The 16,625-nt window shown below is 56.4% G+C and carries 14 protein-coding genes and 4 tRNA genes; 15 read left to right on the top strand and 3 right to left on the bottom strand.

Annotated features, from left to right (window positions below; genetic code table 11):
- The first annotated feature begins 101 nt into the window (after positions 1 to 101).
- From ppsA to ACZRMH_RS19245, 9 genes are all read left to right on the top strand, one after another.
- On the top strand, positions 102 to 2,477 hold the full coding sequence (gene ppsA / locus ACZRMH_RS19285) for a phosphoenolpyruvate synthase (protein WP_464014789.1): 2,376 nt from the start codon (positions 102 to 104) through the stop codon (positions 2,475 to 2,477).
- Positions 2,478 to 2,581: 104 nt separating this feature from the next.
- The gene (locus ACZRMH_RS19280; protein WP_464014788.1) at positions 2,582 to 3,559 is read left to right on the top strand and encodes an alpha/beta fold hydrolase; all 978 of its coding nucleotides are present in this window, start codon (positions 2,582 to 2,584) and stop codon (positions 3,557 to 3,559) included.
- A gap of 180 nt (positions 3,560 to 3,739) precedes the next feature.
- On the top strand, positions 3,740 to 4,231 hold the full coding sequence (gene rraA / locus ACZRMH_RS19275; protein WP_464014787.1) for a ribonuclease E activity regulator RraA: 492 nt from the start codon (positions 3,740 to 3,742) through the stop codon (positions 4,229 to 4,231).
- A 24-nt stretch (positions 4,232 to 4,255) separates the two neighbouring features.
- A complete protein-coding gene (locus tag ACZRMH_RS19270) occupies positions 4,256 to 5,251 on the top strand; it encodes a CorA family divalent cation transporter (protein WP_464014786.1) in 996 nt (331 codons plus the stop codon).
- 63 nt (positions 5,252 to 5,314) lie between these two features.
- A complete protein-coding gene (locus ACZRMH_RS19265; protein ID WP_016779912.1) occupies positions 5,315 to 5,560 on the top strand; it encodes a hypothetical protein in 246 nt (81 codons plus the stop codon).
- Between the two features lie 2 nt (positions 5,561 to 5,562).
- Positions 5,563 to 6,387: a mechanosensitive ion channel family protein gene (locus ACZRMH_RS19260; protein WP_464014785.1), complete on the top strand. Its 825-nt coding sequence runs from the start codon at positions 5,563 to 5,565 to the stop codon at positions 6,385 to 6,387.
- 91 nt (positions 6,388 to 6,478) lie between these two features.
- Positions 6,479 to 7,069 (top strand): RNA polymerase sigma factor SigX, encoded by a 591-nt coding sequence (sigX, locus tag ACZRMH_RS19255; protein ID WP_029611289.1) that lies wholly within the window; start codon positions 6,479 to 6,481, stop codon positions 7,067 to 7,069.
- A gap of 106 nt (positions 7,070 to 7,175) precedes the next feature.
- Positions 7,176 to 8,153 carry an OmpA family protein gene (locus ACZRMH_RS19250; protein WP_464014784.1) on the top strand — a complete coding sequence of 326 codons (978 nt, stop codon included), beginning with the start codon at positions 7,176 to 7,178 and terminating at the stop codon, positions 8,151 to 8,153.
- A 121-nt stretch (positions 8,154 to 8,274) separates the two neighbouring features.
- Positions 8,275 to 9,297 carry a quinone-dependent dihydroorotate dehydrogenase gene (locus ACZRMH_RS19245; protein ID WP_464014783.1) on the top strand — a complete coding sequence of 341 codons (1,023 nt, stop codon included), beginning with the start codon at positions 8,275 to 8,277 and terminating at the stop codon, positions 9,295 to 9,297.
- A gap of 117 nt (positions 9,298 to 9,414) precedes the next feature.
- Here the strand turns inward: ACZRMH_RS19245 and rmf are convergent, their stop codons facing one another.
- Positions 9,415 to 9,630 (bottom strand): ribosome modulation factor, encoded by a 216-nt coding sequence (gene rmf, locus ACZRMH_RS19240; RefSeq protein ID WP_081481023.1) that lies wholly within the window; start codon positions 9,628 to 9,630, stop codon positions 9,415 to 9,417.
- A 541-nt stretch (positions 9,631 to 10,171) separates the two neighbouring features.
- Here rmf and rlmKL point away from each other — a divergent pair.
- Complete coding sequence (rlmKL, locus tag ACZRMH_RS19235) at positions 10,172 to 12,442, top strand: bifunctional 23S rRNA (guanine(2069)-N(7))-methyltransferase RlmK/23S rRNA (guanine(2445)-N(2))-methyltransferase RlmL (RefSeq protein WP_464014782.1); 2,271 nt, start codon at positions 10,172 to 10,174, stop codon at positions 12,440 to 12,442.
- 159 nt (positions 12,443 to 12,601) lie between these two features.
- Here the strand turns inward: rlmKL and dacB are convergent, their stop codons facing one another.
- Entirely contained in the window at positions 12,602 to 14,068 is a 1,467-nt protein-coding gene (gene dacB, locus ACZRMH_RS19230; protein WP_464014781.1) for a D-alanyl-D-alanine carboxypeptidase/D-alanyl-D-alanine endopeptidase, read from the bottom strand.
- A 234-nt stretch (positions 14,069 to 14,302) separates the two neighbouring features.
- Between dacB and ACZRMH_RS19225 the strand changes: the two genes are divergently transcribed.
- Positions 14,303 to 14,647, top strand: coding sequence for a YggL family protein (locus ACZRMH_RS19225; protein WP_095003129.1), 345 nt, complete (start codon positions 14,303 to 14,305; stop codon positions 14,645 to 14,647).
- Positions 14,648 to 15,002: 355 nt separating this feature from the next.
- Here the strand turns inward: ACZRMH_RS19225 and ACZRMH_RS19220 are convergent, their stop codons facing one another.
- The gene (locus tag ACZRMH_RS19220; RefSeq protein WP_464014780.1) at positions 15,003 to 15,761 is read right to left on the bottom strand and encodes a hypothetical protein; all 759 of its coding nucleotides are present in this window, start codon (positions 15,759 to 15,761) and stop codon (positions 15,003 to 15,005) included.
- A 330-nt stretch (positions 15,762 to 16,091) separates the two neighbouring features.
- Here ACZRMH_RS19220 and ACZRMH_RS19215 point away from each other — a divergent pair.
- The 4 genes from ACZRMH_RS19215 to ACZRMH_RS19200 all read left to right on the top strand — a co-directional run bounded on the left by ACZRMH_RS19215 (position 16,092) and on the right by ACZRMH_RS19200 (position 16,503).
- Positions 16,092 to 16,167 (top strand) — tRNA-Glu (locus ACZRMH_RS19215).
- A gap of 2 nt (positions 16,168 to 16,169) precedes the next feature.
- Positions 16,170 to 16,245 (top strand) — tRNA-Gly (locus ACZRMH_RS19210).
- Positions 16,246 to 16,346: 101 nt separating this feature from the next.
- Positions 16,347 to 16,422 (top strand) — tRNA-Glu (locus ACZRMH_RS19205).
- A gap of 5 nt (positions 16,423 to 16,427) precedes the next feature.
- A tRNA-Gly gene (locus ACZRMH_RS19200) sits at positions 16,428 to 16,503 on the top strand.
- Positions 16,504 to 16,625 lie beyond the last annotated feature (122 nt).

Genomic DNA, 16,625 nt, shown 5'->3' with positions numbered 1-16,625 from the left:
GTCACTTATTTTCCAGGTCCAGGCCACAATCGCTGCGATGCCCCCTAGATGAGCATTCAGTGCCCCTGAGCTTTTCCAACACCGTTAGTGGAGAGATCACCTTGGTAGAGTACGTAGTTTCCCTCGATAAGCTCGGCGTCCATGATGTAGAGCACGTGGGGGGCAAGAACGCATCCCTCGGCGAGATGATCAGTAATCTTGCAGGCGCTGGTGTTTCAGTTCCCGGTGGCTTCGCCACTACTTCTCAGGCATATCGTGATTTTCTTGAGCTGAGCGGTTTGAACGACCAGATCCATGCTGCGCTGGATGCGCTAGATGTTGATGACGTTAATGCCCTGGCAAAAACCGGTGCCCAGATCCGTCAATGGATCATGGAAGCCGAGTTCCCGGAAAAGCTTAACGCCGAAATTCGTACCGCCTTTGCCACCCTGTCCCAGGGCAATCCGGACATGGCCGTTGCCGTGCGTTCCTCGGCTACTGCCGAAGACTTGCCGGACGCATCCTTTGCCGGTCAGCAAGAAACCTTCCTGAATATCCGTGGCGTGGAAAACGTGATTCGTGCGGCCAAGGAAGTATTTGCCTCTTTGTTCAACGACCGTGCGATTTCTTACCGCGTGCACCAGGGCTTTGACCACAAACTGGTCGCCCTGTCGGCAGGCGTGCAGCGCATGGTGCGCTCTGAAACCGGCACTGCTGGCGTCATGTTCACCCTGGACACCGAGTCGGGCTTCCGTGACGTGGTGTTTATCACCGGCGCCTACGGCCTGGGCGAAACCGTCGTACAAGGCGCGGTAAACCCGGACGAGTTCTATGTCCACAAACAGACTCTGGAAGCCGGCCGCCCTGCGATTTTGCGTCGCAACCTGGGCAGCAAAGCAATCAAGATGATCTACGGCGACGAAGCCAAGGCCGGTAAGTCGGTCAAGGTTATCGACGTTGAAAAAGCCGACCGTGCACGTTTCTGCCTGACCGACGCTGAAGTCAGCGAATTGGCCAAGCAAGCCATGATCATCGAGAAGCACTACAAGTGCCCGATGGACATTGAGTGGGCCAAAGACGGCGATGACGGCAAGCTGTATATCGTTCAGGCTCGCCCTGAAACCGTGAAAAGCCGCAGCGCCGGCAATGTCATGGAACGCTACCTGCTCAAGGAAACTGGCACCGTACTGGCCGAAGGCCGCGCCATTGGCCAGCGCATCGGCGCGGGCAAGGTGCGCATCATCAAGGACGTGTCCGAGATGGACAAGGTCCAGCCGGGCGACGTATTGGTTTCCGACATGACCGACCCGGACTGGGAACCGGTAATGAAGCGCGCCAGCGCCATCGTCACCAACCGTGGCGGCCGTACTTGCCACGCGGCGATCATCGCTCGCGAACTGGGCATACCGGCCGTGGTCGGTTGCGGCAACGCCACCCAGCTGTTGAAAGATGGCCAGGGCGTTACCGTGTCCTGTGCTGAAGGCGATACCGGTTTTATCTTCGAAGGCGAACTGGGCTTCGACATCAAGAAGAACTCCGTGGATGCCATGCCGGATCTGCCGTTCAAGATCATGATGAACGTCGGCAACCCGGACCGCGCCTTTGACTTCGCGCAATTGCCGAACGCCGGTGTGGGCCTGGCCCGTCTGGAGTTCATCATCAACCGCATGATTGGCGTACACCCTAAAGCGCTGTTGAACTACGACGGCCTGCCACAGGAAATCAAGGACAGCGTCGACAAGCGCATCGCAGGCTACAGCGATCCGGTTGGCTTCTATGTCGAAAAACTGGTTGAGGGCATCAGCACCCTGGCCGGCGCGTTTACCCCGAAAAAGGTCATCGTGCGTCTGTCGGACTTCAAGTCCAACGAATACGCCAACCTGATCGGCGGCAAGCTGTACGAGCCGGAAGAAGAAAACCCGATGTTGGGCTTCCGCGGTGCTTCGCGTTACATCAGCGAAAACTTCCGCGATTGCTTCGAGCTCGAGTGCCGTGCGCTCAAGCGTGTGCGCAATGAAATGGGCTTTACCAACGTCGAAATCATGGTGCCGTTTGTGCGTACCCTGGGCGAAGCGAGCCAGGTGATCGACCTGCTGGCTAAAAACGGCCTTAAACGTGGCGAAAACGGCCTGCGCATCATCATGATGTGCGAACTGCCGTCCAACGCGATTCTGGCTGAAGAGTTCCTTGAGTACTTCGACGGTTTCTCCATCGGTTCCAACGACCTGACCCAGCTGACTTTGGGCCTGGATCGTGACTCCGGTGTGATTGCGCACCTGTTTGACGAGCGCAACCCGGCCGTTAAAAAGCTGCTGTCCAACGCTATCCAGGCGTGCAACAAGGCTGGCAAGTACATCGGTATTTGCGGCCAGGGCCCGTCCGATCATCCGGACCTGGCGCTGTGGTTGATGGAGCAGGGGATCGAAAGCGTTTCCCTGAACCCGGACAGCGTTCTGGAAACCTGGTTCTTCCTGGCAGAAGGTCAGGCCAAGGCTTGAGTCGTTGAGAGAGGAGCAGGGTAGCCACATGGCTACCCTGCTCTTTATAGGCAGTGTCAGGGCGAGTTCTTGAAAGGAGTCGCCCTTTTTTGTGCAAGAGCATTATGCAAAGCAGCAGTCTCCTTTTTCCCGTTGCCCTGATCAGCGCTGAGCGTCGGGGCGACCTGAGCGAAGATGTCTATCGCTTGAAACCCGCCAACAGCCCGGATATTTCCGTAGAGCTGGTGGTGACTCGGCTGGGCATGGCCGACGACAGCCAGGTGCGCGGCGTGCCGGTCATCCTGTTGCATGGCAGTTTTTCCAACCGGCGCTTCTGGTACTCGCCCAAGGGCGCAGGGCTTGGGGCGTTTTTGGCTCGTGCCGGGTTTGATGTGTGGCTACCGGAAATGCGTGGCCACGGTCTTTCGTCACGAAATGTTTCCTGGGCTAAAAACCGTGTGGCGGATTATGCCCGCTATGACTTGCCGGCCATTGCTGCCTTTATTCGTGAGCAAAGCGGGCAGGTTCCGCACTGGATCGGCCATTCCCAGGGTGCTATCAGCGTGGCCGCGGCTTTGGGGGGCAAGTACCTGAGTGATCTGGATGTGGCGTCGGCGGCGTTCTTTGGCTGTCAGATCAATCGTCGATACTGGTCGCTGAAAATTCCTCCAGTGCAGTGGTGCGCTTATCTGCTGTTGAAGCGGTTCAAGCAGCTGTCGGGTACGCGACTCAAGCGTGGCCCGGAAGACGAACCCGTCAGCATTGCTCTGGAAACCCTGCGCTGGAATGGTTTTATGGGGCGCTTCAAGGATGCCGAGCGCGACTGGTGGGCCGGTTTGGCCGAAGTTCAGGTCCCGGCTTTGGTAGTGGCGGCGGTGGGTGATCGGCAAACGCCGGAGTGGGCGTGTCGCAAACTGTTCGATCAGTTGGGTTCAGAACAGCGCAAGTTCGTGTCCCTGGGGCGTGAGCATGGTTTCAGTTCTGACTTCAGTCACGTTGAAATGCTGGTCAGCGAGCCCGCGCGGCAAGAGGTTTGGCCATTGGTGCGTAATTGGCTGATAAAAGGCACTGTTACGGAATCTGTGTCGGCTGTGGGGGTTTGAGGTGGGCGGAGGATACTATGTGACTCGATTTATCGCGTGAGTCATAATTGGCTCTTGTGCTGGCAGTGAGTCCTTGCTTTTGGGGCGAGCGACTTTTAAAGCCAGCCGTCACCAAAGCGTCTATAACCATAGTGCTACGTTGTTTTCACTGTTGTGCCCACCCTGAACAGGAGCTTTCCCGTGAATCACTACATCACCCCCGATCTGTGCGATGCCTACCCTGAACTGGTACAGGTGCTTGAGCCCATGTTCAGCAATTTCGGCGGGCGCGACTCCTTTGGTGGCGAGATCGTGACCATCAAGTGCTTCGAGGACAATTCCCGGGTCAAGGAACAGGCCGAACTCGATGGTCAGGGTAAAGTGCTGGTGGTTGATGGTGGCGGCTCCCTGCGCCATGCCCTGCTGGGCGACATGATCGCTGACCGGGCGGCGAAAAATGGCTGGGAAGGTATTGTGATTTACGGCTGTATCCGCGACGTTGATGTGCTCGCGCAAACCGATCTCGGTGTGCAGGCTTTGGCCAGCCACCCGCTCAAAAGCGTCAGGCGCGGTGTTGGCGATGTCAACGTGCCGGTGACGTTTGCCGGTGTCACGTTCCGTCCCGGAGAATTTATTTATGCCGATAATAATGGCGTTATCATCTCGCCAACCGCTCTGAAAATGCCGGGCTAAACGCATTACCACTAAGGATCACGGATGTTCGAGGAAGAAAACGCTCAATGGGGGCTGGTGCATGCGCTGGTACTGGATGGTGAAGGCGGTGCGCGCTCGATTGCGCGTACCGAGCTGAACGATCTGCAGTTGCAGGCCCACGAAAGCCTCTGGTTGCACTGGGATCGCAGTCATCCGCAAACCCAGAGCTGGCTCCGTGATTCCAGTGGTTTGAGTGATTTCAATTGCGACCTGCTGCTTGAGGAAAATACCCGTCCGCGGCTGGTGCCTGTCCCCAACAATGAGCTGTTGCTGTTTATGCGTGGGGTCAACCTGAACCCGGGCGCAGAGCCCGAAGACATGGTTTCGCTGCGTATTTTTGGCAGTGCGCAGCGCTTGATCTCGCTGCGCATGCGGCCGCTGCGCGCCACTGATGAGTTGCTCAGTGAGTTTTCCCAGGGCGAAGGCCCGAAAAACCCCTCTGAATTGATCCTTTATCTCGCCCAGCACCTGACGTTGAAAGTGCAGGATTTGATCAGCGAGCTGTCAGAAATCGTCGATGACGAAGAAGATAAGATAGATGCCGACGAACGGTATACCCCGGATCACAACTCCCTTTTGCAGGTTCGTCGCCGGGCCGCAGCCTTGCGTCGATTTCTGGCACCCCAGCGGGATATTTTCGGTCAGCTGACGCGTATCAAACTACCCTGGTTCAGCGCCGATGATGCCGATTACTGGAACGAACTGAACAACAGTCTGACCCGCTATCTGGAAGAGCTCGAACTGACCCGCGAGCGCGTGGGGCTGGTGCTCGAGTCGGAAGACCGGCGTTTGAATGTGCGCATGAGTCGCATCATGTACCGCTTTGGCGTGCTGACGGGGATCTTTCTGCCGATCACCTTTATTACCGGTTTGCTGGGCATCAACGTGGGGGGCGTGCCGTTCTCCGATGACTCCTATGGCTTTGCCATAACCTGCGGCGTGATGCTGGTAATCGGGGCGGCGCAATGGTGGTTTTACCGCCGTTTGCAGTGGCTGTGACCGGGCCGAATGTGACCCCGATAAATATGCCTGCGTCTTTTACTGACTTACCGAGAGGTGCTTATGCACGATCCGTTTGAACAGTCCTTACGTGAAATGCTCAAGGCCGAGCCGTCCAACCGTGACGACGACGCTTGCCTGGGCCGCGTGCTGAAAACCGCCAACCGCCAGGTCGGTGCGGGAGACCTTTTCAGCCTGCTGGGCCGCTGGATGCAAGCACTGATGATTGCTTTGAATAGCGGTTCGGCTCATATTGCGCCCGTTTCGCGGCGCAAACCTGCTGCTCGCCCTGTTGATAAGGCTGATTGAACATGGAATTGAATGTCTGGACCCAAAGCCTGGTCGCAGCAATGACTGCCTTGTGGACCAAGATTGCGAACTTTATTCCCAACCTCTTCGGAGCGTTGGTGGTGGTGCTGCTGGGCTTCGTGGTTGCCAAACTGCTTGACGCCCTGCTGTCGAAACTGCTTGCCAAGCTGGGCCTTGATCGCCTGATGGGCGGCACGGGTCTGACCAAAATACTGGCGCGAGTCGGTATTCAGGTGCCCATTTCGACGTTGATCGGCAAGATCGTCTACTGGTTTGTATTGCTGGTGTTCCTGGTTTCGGCGGCGCAGTCGCTGGGCCTCGACCGTGTGTCTTCGGCGCTGGACCTGTTGACGGTGTATCTGCCCAAGGTCTTTGGTGCGCTGCTGGTTCTGCTGGCAGGTGTGTTGCTTGCCCAGGTGCTCAACGGCCTGGTGCGTGGTGCTGCCGAGAGTGTCGGTTTTGATTATGCCGGCGGTCTGGGGCGAGTCACCCAAGGGCTGGTCATCATCATCAGCATTTCCGTGGCTATCAGCCAGCTTGAGGTCAAGACCGACCTGCTGAACCACGTTATTGTGATTGTGTTGATTACCGTTGGTCTGGCAATTGCCCTGGCAATGGGGTTGGGCAGCCGCGAAATCGCGGGTCAGATACTGGCCGGGATTTATGTGCGTGAGTTGTATCAGGTTGGGCAGGAAGTGCGTGTGGGCGAGGTCGAAGGGCAGATCGAAGAGATCGGCACGGTTAAAACCACGTTGCTGACGGATAAGGGTGAGCTAGTCTCCCTCTCGAACCGGATCTTGTTGGAGCAGCACGTAACCAGCCGCTGAGGCGGTAAACCCTGCTAATGTACGCCGCCGCAAAAAAGCCGTGATTTAAAGGCTGCGGCGGACATTGACCTGACTGTTGGCACAACTTGTTTTGAATAAAGCCCAATCGCTATCCATGCGCTATGACCCCCGCGAACTCTCTGATGAGGAGCTGGTGGCGCGCTCGCATGATGAGTTGTTTCACGTGACGCGGGCTTACGAAGAGCTGATGCGCCGTTATCAACGCACTTTGTTCAACGTTTGTTCAAGGTATTTAGGGAACGATAGAGACGCTGATGATGTCTGTCAGGAAGTGATGCTGAAAGTGCTGTACGGTTTGAAAAATTTCGAAGGCAAATCGAAATTCAAGACATGGCTATATAGCATCACTTACAACGAATGCATTACGCAGTATCGCAAGGAACGGCGAAAGCGTCGCTTGATGGACGCATTAAGCATTGACCCCCTCGAGGAAGCGTCCGAAGAAAAGGCGCCGAAACCTGAGGAAAAGGGCGGGCTTGATCGCTGGCTGGTGCATGTGAACCCGATTGATCGGGAGATTTTGGTGCTGCGATTTGTCGCAGAACTGGAATTTCAGGAAATCGCAGACATAATGCACATGGGTTTGAGTGCGACGAAAATGCGTTACAAGCGCGCTCTAGATAAATTGCGTGAGAAATTTGCAGGCATTGCTGAAACTTAGTTCAGCGCAAATGGCTCTACGTTGTAGGCAAGGTCTGATAGACTTGCCGCCGAGTTGTCCCCCGGTTGTGGGACTGCTTTACAATCACCAGATGGGGATTTAACGGATGAAACTGAAAAACACCTTGGGCATTGCCATTGGTTCCTTTGTAGCCGCAACTTCGTTCGGTGCCCTGGCACAAGGCCAAGGCGCGGTCGAGGGTGAACTGTTCTACAAAAAACAGTACAACGACAGCGTCAAGCACGTAGAAGACGGCTACAACCCAGGCGCATCGATCGGTTACTTCCTGACCGACGACGTTTCGTTGAACCTGACCTACGACAAAACCAACCACACCCGTTCGAATGACGGCACTGGCAACCAGAAAATCAAAGGCGACAACTTTGGTCTGAACGCTCAGTACCACTTCGGCACCGTAGGCGACGCTCTGCGTCCATACGTTTCCGGCGGTGTTGCTCACAAGAGCATGACCAACGTGATCGCAGACGGCCACAGCGGTCGTGACCAGTCGACTTTCCTGACTGCAGGCGCTGGTGTTAAGTGGTACATCACTGACAACCTGTTCGCCCGTGCTGGCGTTGAAGCTGACTACAAACTGGACAACGGCAAGTGGGACTACGCTCCTACCGTTGGTCTGGGTGTGAACTTCGGCGGCAACGGCGGTAAAGTCGCTCCTGCTCCAGTTCCAGCTCCAGCACCAATCGCTGAGCCAGAACCAGAAGCTCCAATCGCTGAAGTTGTTCGCGTTGAACTTGACGTGAAATTCGACTTCGACAAGTCGGTTGTTAAATCGCAGTACATGCCTGATATCAACAACGTTGCTGATTTCATGAAGCAGTACCCTGCGACCACTACCACTGTTGCTGGTTACACTGACAGCATCGGTCCAGACGCCTACAACCAGAAACTGTCGCAGCGTCGTGCTGACGCTGTTCGTGCAGCCCTGGTTAACCAAGGTGTTGCAGCCAACCGTGTAGACGCAGTTGGCCACGGCGAAGCCAACCCAGTTGCAAGCAACGCAACTGAAGAAGGCCGTGCTCTGAACCGTCGCGTAGAAGCTACCGTTCAAGCAGAAGCTAAGTAATTTTTAGCTAGGCTGTTCAGAAAAACCCGGCTTCGGCCGGGTTTTTCTTTGCCTGTGATTTAGCGGGGCGCGCAGCTATAATCGCGCTCTCTTCAAACCACCCTTTGAGTCCAATCAGCCCATGTATAACCTGGCCCGCCAGTTGCTCTTCAAACTCTCCCCTGAAACCTCTCACGATCTGTCTCTGGACCTGATCGGTGCGGGTGGCCGTCTCGGGCTTAACGGTTTGTTGTGCAAGGCGCCGGCAAGGCTGCCAGTAAACGTGATGGGGCTCGATTTTCCGAACCCGGTCGGGTTGGCTGCGGGTCTGGATAAAAACGGTGCAGCCATTGATGGCTTTGCCCAGCTGGGTTTTGGCTTCGTTGAGATCGGCACCGTCACGCCGCGTCCTCAGCCAGGCAATCCAAAACCACGAATTTTCCGGTTGCCTGAAGCTCAGGCAATCATCAACCGCATGGGTTTCAACAACCTTGGGGTTGATCACTTGCTGACGCGGGTTCAGGCAGCCAGGTACAAAGGTATCCTGGGGATCAATATTGGCAAGAACTTCGATACGCCGGTTGAGCGTGCGGTCGATGACTACCTGATCTGCCTGGACAAGGTATATGCCCACGCCAGCTATGTGACCGTGAACGTGAGTTCGCCCAACACCCCAGGCTTGCGCAGCCTGCAATTTGGCGATTCGCTCAAGCAGTTGCTCGAAGCCCTGCAGTTGCGTCAGAACGAACTGACGCAGCGCCACGGCAAGCGCGTACCGCTGGCGATCAAGATCGCCCCTGACATGACCGACGAAGAAACCGTGCTCGTGGCTCAGGCGCTGCTGGAGACGGGTATGGACGCGGTCATCGCCACCAACACCACTCTGAGCCGTGTGGGCGTTGAAGGCATGGAGCATGGCGACGAGGCTGGCGGTTTGTCCGGCGCGCCGGTGCTTGAAAAAAGCACCCATACAGTCAAAGTGCTGGCAGGTGAGCTGGCAGGTCGTATGCCGATCATCGCGGCGGGCGGGATCACCGAAGGCAAGCACGCGGCTGAGAAGATCGCTGCAGGTGCGAGCCTGGTGCAGATCTACTCGGGCTTTATTTATAAGGGCCCGGCCTTGATTCGTGAGTCGGTCGACGCCATTTCTGCCTTGCCTCGTTAATCTGCAGGCATTAAAAAGGGCTCCCCTAAGGAGCCCTTGGGCCGAAGCCCGCCGCCTGGATAGGGCGGCAAGGTAGAGTCGGTACAGCTTCGAGGTGATGTCGGAATTTGCCCAGAGTTAGCCGACGGCGTGAAGTTCGTTGAGTCTGTGGATGCCCGCAGTGCCAGTCATACCGTCCCAGTTGTCGCCGCGTCCTTCGCGCCAGCCGTTAATCCAGGCTTGGCGTACCGACGGTAGAGTAAAAGGGCAAAGCTCGCGGGATTTTCCAGTAACACCGTATTGATATCCGCGTAAGAAAGCTTTTTCCAACGGATCACGCTTAAGTCTTCTCATAGGGTAATGCCCTCACTTGTTGACTGTTTTATTTAGCGTCGACCTTCCTGAGGTCGGGGCAGAGTGTTCTGCCGTTGGTGTGCTCGCTGCCGGCGTGGCGAGCATTTCGTTATGGCCTGTGCGGCGATAACCTGTGTTGAGTTCTAACCAATGCGCCAAGGCGTGTGAATGATCGTTTTGTCATAAGGACGTAACGATCTTGCTGTTATGGCCATAAGTAAGGTCGTTTTTTCTCCGCGAAATACGACCAAAGCCTGATAGGACGAGTGTTTGCAAAGCTGATGCGTTTCATTCTCTGGTGTGAATAACCGCCCGTTTTAATAGGGCACTATTCGACGAAGGGTCTGAATATGAGCAGTTGTTTCTCCATAAAAGACCTGCCCCTGCGTCTAAACTCTCCGTGCCTCAGGGCATGAATGAACGCTGGGGTGGAACGGCACAGTTTCGTGCCACACGAGCGCTCTTCAAGAAAAGCGCTTGATTGAAAACGGAGCAGGCAATGCGTTGCCTCTTCACTGATAGCTTAAAGCTCAGGAATCCCATGTCGGATCGTTACGAACTCTTCCTTACCTGCCCTAAAGGCCTTGAAGGCCTGCTCCTCGAAGAGGCCACCGGCCTTGGCCTGGAGGAAGCTCGCGAGCATACCTCGGCCATTCGAGGCATGGCAGATATGGAAACTGCCTACCGCTTGTGTCTGTGGTCGCGTCTTGCCAACCGTGTGTTGCTGGTGCTCAAGCGCTTCCCGATGAAGGATGCCGAAGACCTGTACCACGGCGTTCTGGACATTGACTGGCATGACCACATGGTCCCGGATGGCACCCTGGCTGTTGAATTCAGCGGTCACGGTTCGGGTATCGACAATACTCACTTTGGCGCCCTGAAAGTTAAAGACGCCATTGTCGACAAGCTGCGTACGCCGTCTGGCGAGCGCCCGTCCATCGACAAGATCAGCCCCGACATGCGCATCCACCTGCGTCTGGATCGCGGCGAAGCGATCCTGTCCCTGGACTTGTCGGGCCACAGCCTGCACCAGCGCGGTTATCGTCTGCAGCAGGGTGCTGCACCGCTGAAGGAAAACCTTGCCGCCGCCATTCTGATTCGTGCCGGCTGGCCGCGTATGGCTGCCGAAGGCGCAGCCCTGGCTGACCCGATGTGCGGTGTGGGGACGTTCCTGGTTGAAGGCGCGATGATCGCTGCTGATATGGCCCCCAACCTCAATCGTATCCACTGGGGTTTCGATGCTTGGCTCGGTCACGTGCCGGCAATCTGGAAGAAGCTGCACCAGGAGGCTACAGAGCGTGCTGAAGCTGGTATGGCCAAGCCGCCGCTGTGGATTCGTGGCTATGAAGCCGATCCGCGCCTGATCCAGCCAGCGCGCAACAACATCGAACGTGCCGGCCTGAGCCACTGGATCAAGATTTACCAGGGTGAAGTTGCGACCTTCGAGCCGCGACCGGACCAGAACCAGAAAGGTCTGGTTATCTGCAACCCTCCGTACGGTGAGCGTCTGGGTGACGAGGCGAGCTTGCTCTACCTTTACCAGAACCTGGGTGAGCGTCTGCGTCAGGCCTGCCTGAATTGGGAGGCGGCGGTATTTACCGGTGCTCCGGATCTGGGCAAGCGCATGGGCATTCGCAGCCACAAGCAATATTCGTTCTGGAACGGCGCCTTGCCGTGCAAGCTGCTGTTGATCAAGGTTGTGCCGGATCAGTTCGTCACCGGCGAGCGTCGCACCCCTGAGCAGCGTCAGGCCGAGCGTGAGCAGGCAGAGTCCGATCTGCCGTCCAATATCGAAGCACCGACCAAGTACGAGAAATTCAACAAGAACGGCAACCCGATCAAGCCGGTCCCGGTAGTGATCGAGCAGCCGCGCTTGAGCGAAGGCGGGCAGATGTTTGCCAACCGTCTGCAAAAGAATCTCAAGGCGCTGGGCAAGTGGGTCAAGCGCGAAGGCATCGATTGCTACCGTGTCTACGATGCCGATATGCCTGAGTACGCAATGGCGATCGACCTGTACCACGACTGGGTTCACGTCCAGGAATACGTGGCACCGAAATCCATTGATCCGGTAAAGGCCTCGGAGCGTATGTTCGATGCGCTGGCGGCCATCCCGCAGGCGCTGAACATCGACAAGAGCCGGGTGATCGTCAAGCGCCGCGAGCGTCAGAGCGGCACCAAGCAGTACGAGCGGCAAAGTGCCCAGGGCAAGTTCACCGAGGTCAATGAAGGCGGTGTGAAACTGCTGGTGAACCTTACGGACTACCTCGACACCGGTCTGTTCCTGGACCACCGGCCAATGCGCATGCGCATTCAGAAAGAGGCGGCCGGCAAGCGCTTCCTCAACCTGTATTGCTACACCGCAACCGCCAGCGTACATGCGGCCAAGGGCGGCGCGCGCAGCACCACCAGCGTTGATTTGTCGAAAACCTACCTGGACTGGGCGCGTCGCAACCTGTCCCTGAACGGTTTCTCGGACAAGAACCGTCTGGAGCAGGGCGACGTGATGGTGTGGCTGGATGCCTGCCGTGAAGAGTACGACCTGATCTTTATCGATCCGCCGACCTTCTCCAACTCCAAGCGCATGGAAGGCATCTTCGATGTGCAGCGTGATCACGTACAGTTGCTGGATCTGGCCATGGCCCGATTGGCGCCGGGTGGCGTGCTGTATTTCTCCAACAACTTCCGCAAGTTCATCCTCGATGAAAATCTGGAAGCGCGTTATGCCGTTGAAGAAATCACCGCCAGCACCATCGATCCGGACTTTGCCCGCAACAGCAAAATCCACCGTGCCTGGAAAATCACAGCCCGCTAAGGGGCTGAGAGCTGATTGTGGGAGCGGGCTTGCTCGCGATGGCATCACCGCGGTTTTGCGCCTGAACGAGCCGCCTGCATCCCAAGCAGGCTCGCTCCCACAATAAAAAACGCCCCCGGCCTTGCGGTCGAGGGCGTTTTTTATTGCCTGACAAATGCCTTATTGAGCGATGGATACCGCGCTGTTAGGGACTTGTGGCTGGCGATACAGGTCGAGCAGCACCTGATCGAGAATCGCCGAGGCGCCCCAAGGGCGAGGGTCATTGAGGATGGCGACCACGGCCCAGGTGTTGCCATTGCTGTCGCGGCTAAAGCCGGAAATGGCCCGTACAGTATTGAGGGTGCCGGTCTTGATATGGGCCTGGCCGTTCATGGCCGTGGTTTTCAGGCGTTTGCGCATGGTGCCGTCCTTGCCGGCAATTGGCATGGAGCTGATGAACTCGGCAGCGTAGGGGCTTTTCCAGGCGGCCTGGAGCATTTGCGCCATTTCACGTGCGCTGACGCGCTCGGCACGGGACAGCCCGGAGCCGTTCTCCATTACCAGATGCGGTGCGGTAATGCCTTTTTTCGCCAGCCATTGACGTACTACACGCTGCGCGGCCTTGGCATCGTCACCGTCGGCATCGTTGCGAAACTGCGCGCCCAGGCTCAGGAACAACTGCTGGGCCATGGTGTTGTTGCTGTACTTGTTGATGTCGCGAATGATCTCGGCCAGATCCGGCGAGAAGGCTCGAGCCAGCAGCTTGGCGCCTTTTGGCACGCTGGCCTGGAGGTCCTGGCCCTGGATACTGCCGCCCAGTTCTTTCCAGATGGCGCGTACGGCCCCTGCGGTGTAGGTCGCGTGATCAAGCAGCGACAGATAGGTCTGTGAGTTACAGCCGTCAGCCAGTTGCCCGCTGACGGTGACATTCACTGAGCCATCAGGCTGGGTGACGGGGTTGTAGCGCACATCGCCGGTGCATTGTTTGGCGTTGATGGCTTTGACCTGATTGTCAATCTTGATGCTGGCAATCGGCGGCTCAACCGAGATCAGCACCTTGCCGCCATCGTTGCGGGCCACGAAGCGCAAGGCCTTGAGGTTGACCATCAACGAGTCGGGTTTGACCAGGAAGGGTTTGTTCTTGTCATTGCCGTCGTCATTGAACACCGGCAGTTGCGGTTGATCGAAGAAGTTGCGATCAAGCACCAGATTACCTGTGACCTGTTGCACGCCATTGGCACGCAGGTCGCGCATCAGCAGCCAGAGCTTTTCCATGTTCAGCTTGGGATCGCCGCCGCCCTTGAGGTACAGGTTGCCTTGCAGGATGCCGTTGTTGAGCGTGCCGTCAGTGTAGAACTCGGTTTTCCACTGATGGGTCGGGCCGAGCATTTCCAGGGCGGCGTAGGTGGTCACCAGTTTCATGGTGGAAGCCGGGTTCATGGAAACGTCAGCGTTGAATACGGTAGGGATGCCGGGGCCGTTGAGCGGCAGCAAAACCAGAGACAGGGCGTCGTCCTGCAGCTTGTTGGTCTTGAGGGCTTGCTGGACTTTAGGTGAAAGGGTGGTATTGACGGGGGCGGCGTTGGCGCCGAAGGCCAGTGGCAAAAAAACGCTGGCGAGAAACAATGGCCGTAAAGATTTGATCATATGAAGTAAAACCCTGCAGGCGAGGGAGAAAAATAAGAGGGCATGATAAGAAAGTTCCCTCAATGGTCATAAAAGTCTTGGCATTATGCCCCAAGGTTGTCGGGCTTGTGCATCCACCTGTTACAGGGTTTGCTCGATAAAGTATAGAAAACGATGAACCGTTCACACGGAACCGGGCGCCGGGCGGCCGAAGCTGCTAAAGTGCCGCCCGTTATTACTTAAGAGGATTGTTCAATGGCTACTAATCGTTCCCAGCGTCTGCGCAAAAAACTGTGCGTTGATGAATTTCAGGAGTTGGGTTTTGAGCTGAACCTGGATTTCAAAGAAGACCTGTCGGAAGAGGCTATCGATGCATTCCTGGCAGCTTTCCTGGCAGAAGCCATGGAAGCTAACGGTCTGGGTTATGTTGGCGGCGACGACTACGGTCTGGTATGCCTGCAGAAACGCGGCTCGGTCAGCGAAGAACAGCGTGCAGCTGTTGAAGCCTGGCTCAAAGCGCGTCCAGAGCTGACCACTGTTGAAGTTAGCCCGCTGTTGGACGTGTGGTACCCGGAAAAGCCAATCAATCCGGTAGCCTGACGTCAAATATAAAGGCAGCTCAAGGGCTGCCTTTATATGTTTTACCCTCTCTGGCCCGTCCTGGGTTTTACATCGAATTCCTAAGTAATTGTCACCCGCAATGAGTTGCGTGATTTTCTGCGTCAGTTCAGATGGACTGCGCCGCCTGAACGCAAAGTTCGAGCTTTGCAGGGACCATTGTGGGAGCGGGCTTGCTCGCGATGCAGGCGACTCGGTCAGGCAGACAAACCGCGTTGCTGCCATCGCAGGCAAGCCAGCTCCCACAAGTTTCGGTGTCGACCACACCATTTGTGTGTTGCTGCAGATCTGTGGGAGCGACGATTCGACTTGCTCGCGATTCGGGCAGCGCGGTGTGTCAGTCGTAAATCGACTTTTTCTTCCAGTCGGCATCGGCTTCGTCGGTCTTCAAGCCTTCAGTCAGTTCGTTGACTTCACCCGTGGTCGGTTCAAGAGCGCTCTGCACCTGTGCGTTGGCGTGTGCCAGTTGCGCCTCGAAATCCTTGATCTGGGCGTTGTACATGGCCGGCACCGGCTGTTTACGCAAATACTGCACGGCACGTTCAAAGGCCAGGCGTGCCTGTGCGGGCTGGTTTTTCTGCAAGGCGAGTTTGCCAAGGTTGTTGAAAAACTCGATATGCACCACTACCAGCAAGTGACGAATTTCCTTGAGCCATTGCTTGGCTTCATTAGTAGGCAGAAAACCATCTTGCGCCGCACGGGTAATCTGGCCGTGCAGGGTTTCCAGCAAGAAGCGTACGTCTTTGGCCTTGGCCTCAGTCAGGATGGGGTTGGGCGGATTATTGACGGGAATTGACTCGCCTTTGGCAATAAGGCCGGTGAGTTCTGCGACCTGTGCCTTTAGAGCTGCGCTGGATTTATCCAGCAGCAGCAGGCGCTGTGTCGCGTTCAGCTCGATGCGTGTCAGCAGCAGCTTGAGGGCAGGGGACATCAATTGGCCGGGAAACGTCTCGTTAACCTCGCTGCAGCGGCGTACGCGGTCATTGAGCTCAACCTTGAGGCGGGACTTTTCCAGCTTGTTGTTTTCCACTACATGGTTGATGTAGACGATGGCAATCAATAGGGCGATCCCGACGACGACAAGCAGGGCGATCATGGAGGGCGTCAACGTTAAAACCTCTTCTGGGTGTGGATGCGCTGTCTCGGTGGGGTCGGGTTGCCTGGCTATATAGAGGCTGAAAATCGACGGGCAGCAAACTGCCATCACTGAGCTCAGGCAATCATAACCCCTTGTAGGGTGCTGGAATATAGGCGTCAGGAGCTTGCCTTGAGACTCTGTAGGAAAATGCCTGATTAGGCTCGAAGTCATTGATTTCAATATATTTTCATATTGGGGTTGACGACCTTCCAATCCATCCCTAGAATGCGCGCCAATTGCAGCGTAAAGCAAACAGCCAAACGCATGTAACCAGTGAAGTTGTAGCGTGTCCCCTTCGTCTAGTGGCCTAGGACACCGCCCTTTCACGGCGGTAACAGGGGTTCGAGTCCCCTAGGGGACGCCATTGCGGGAATAGCTCAGTTGGTAGAGCACGACCTTGCCAAGGTCGGGGTCGCGAGTTCGAGTCTCGTTTCCCGCTCCATTTTTAAGCAGCTTTGCTTTCGGGCGAAGTTGAGTGAAAGCCAAGGCATCAGCTTTAGTTGATGACCTGGCACTGAAACATACGTGTATGTTTCGGGCAACGTCCCCTTCGTCTAGTGGCCTAGGACACCGCCCTTTCACGGCGGTAACAGGGGTTCGAGTCCCCTAGGGGACGCCATTATTGCGGGAATAGCTCAGTTGGTAGAGCACGACCTTGCCAAGGTCGGGGTCGCGAGTTCGAGTCTCGTTTCCCGCTCCATTTTTAAGCAACTTTGCTTTCGAGCGAAGTTGAGTGAAAGCCAAGGCATCAGCTTTAGTTGATGACCTGGCACTGAAACATACGTGTATGTTTCGGGCAACGTCCCCTTCGTCTAGTGGCCT

It is taken from the genome of Pseudomonas sp. B414 (genome assembly GCF_055408445.1).
This window is presented reverse-complemented; position numbering and strand designations above follow the sequence as displayed.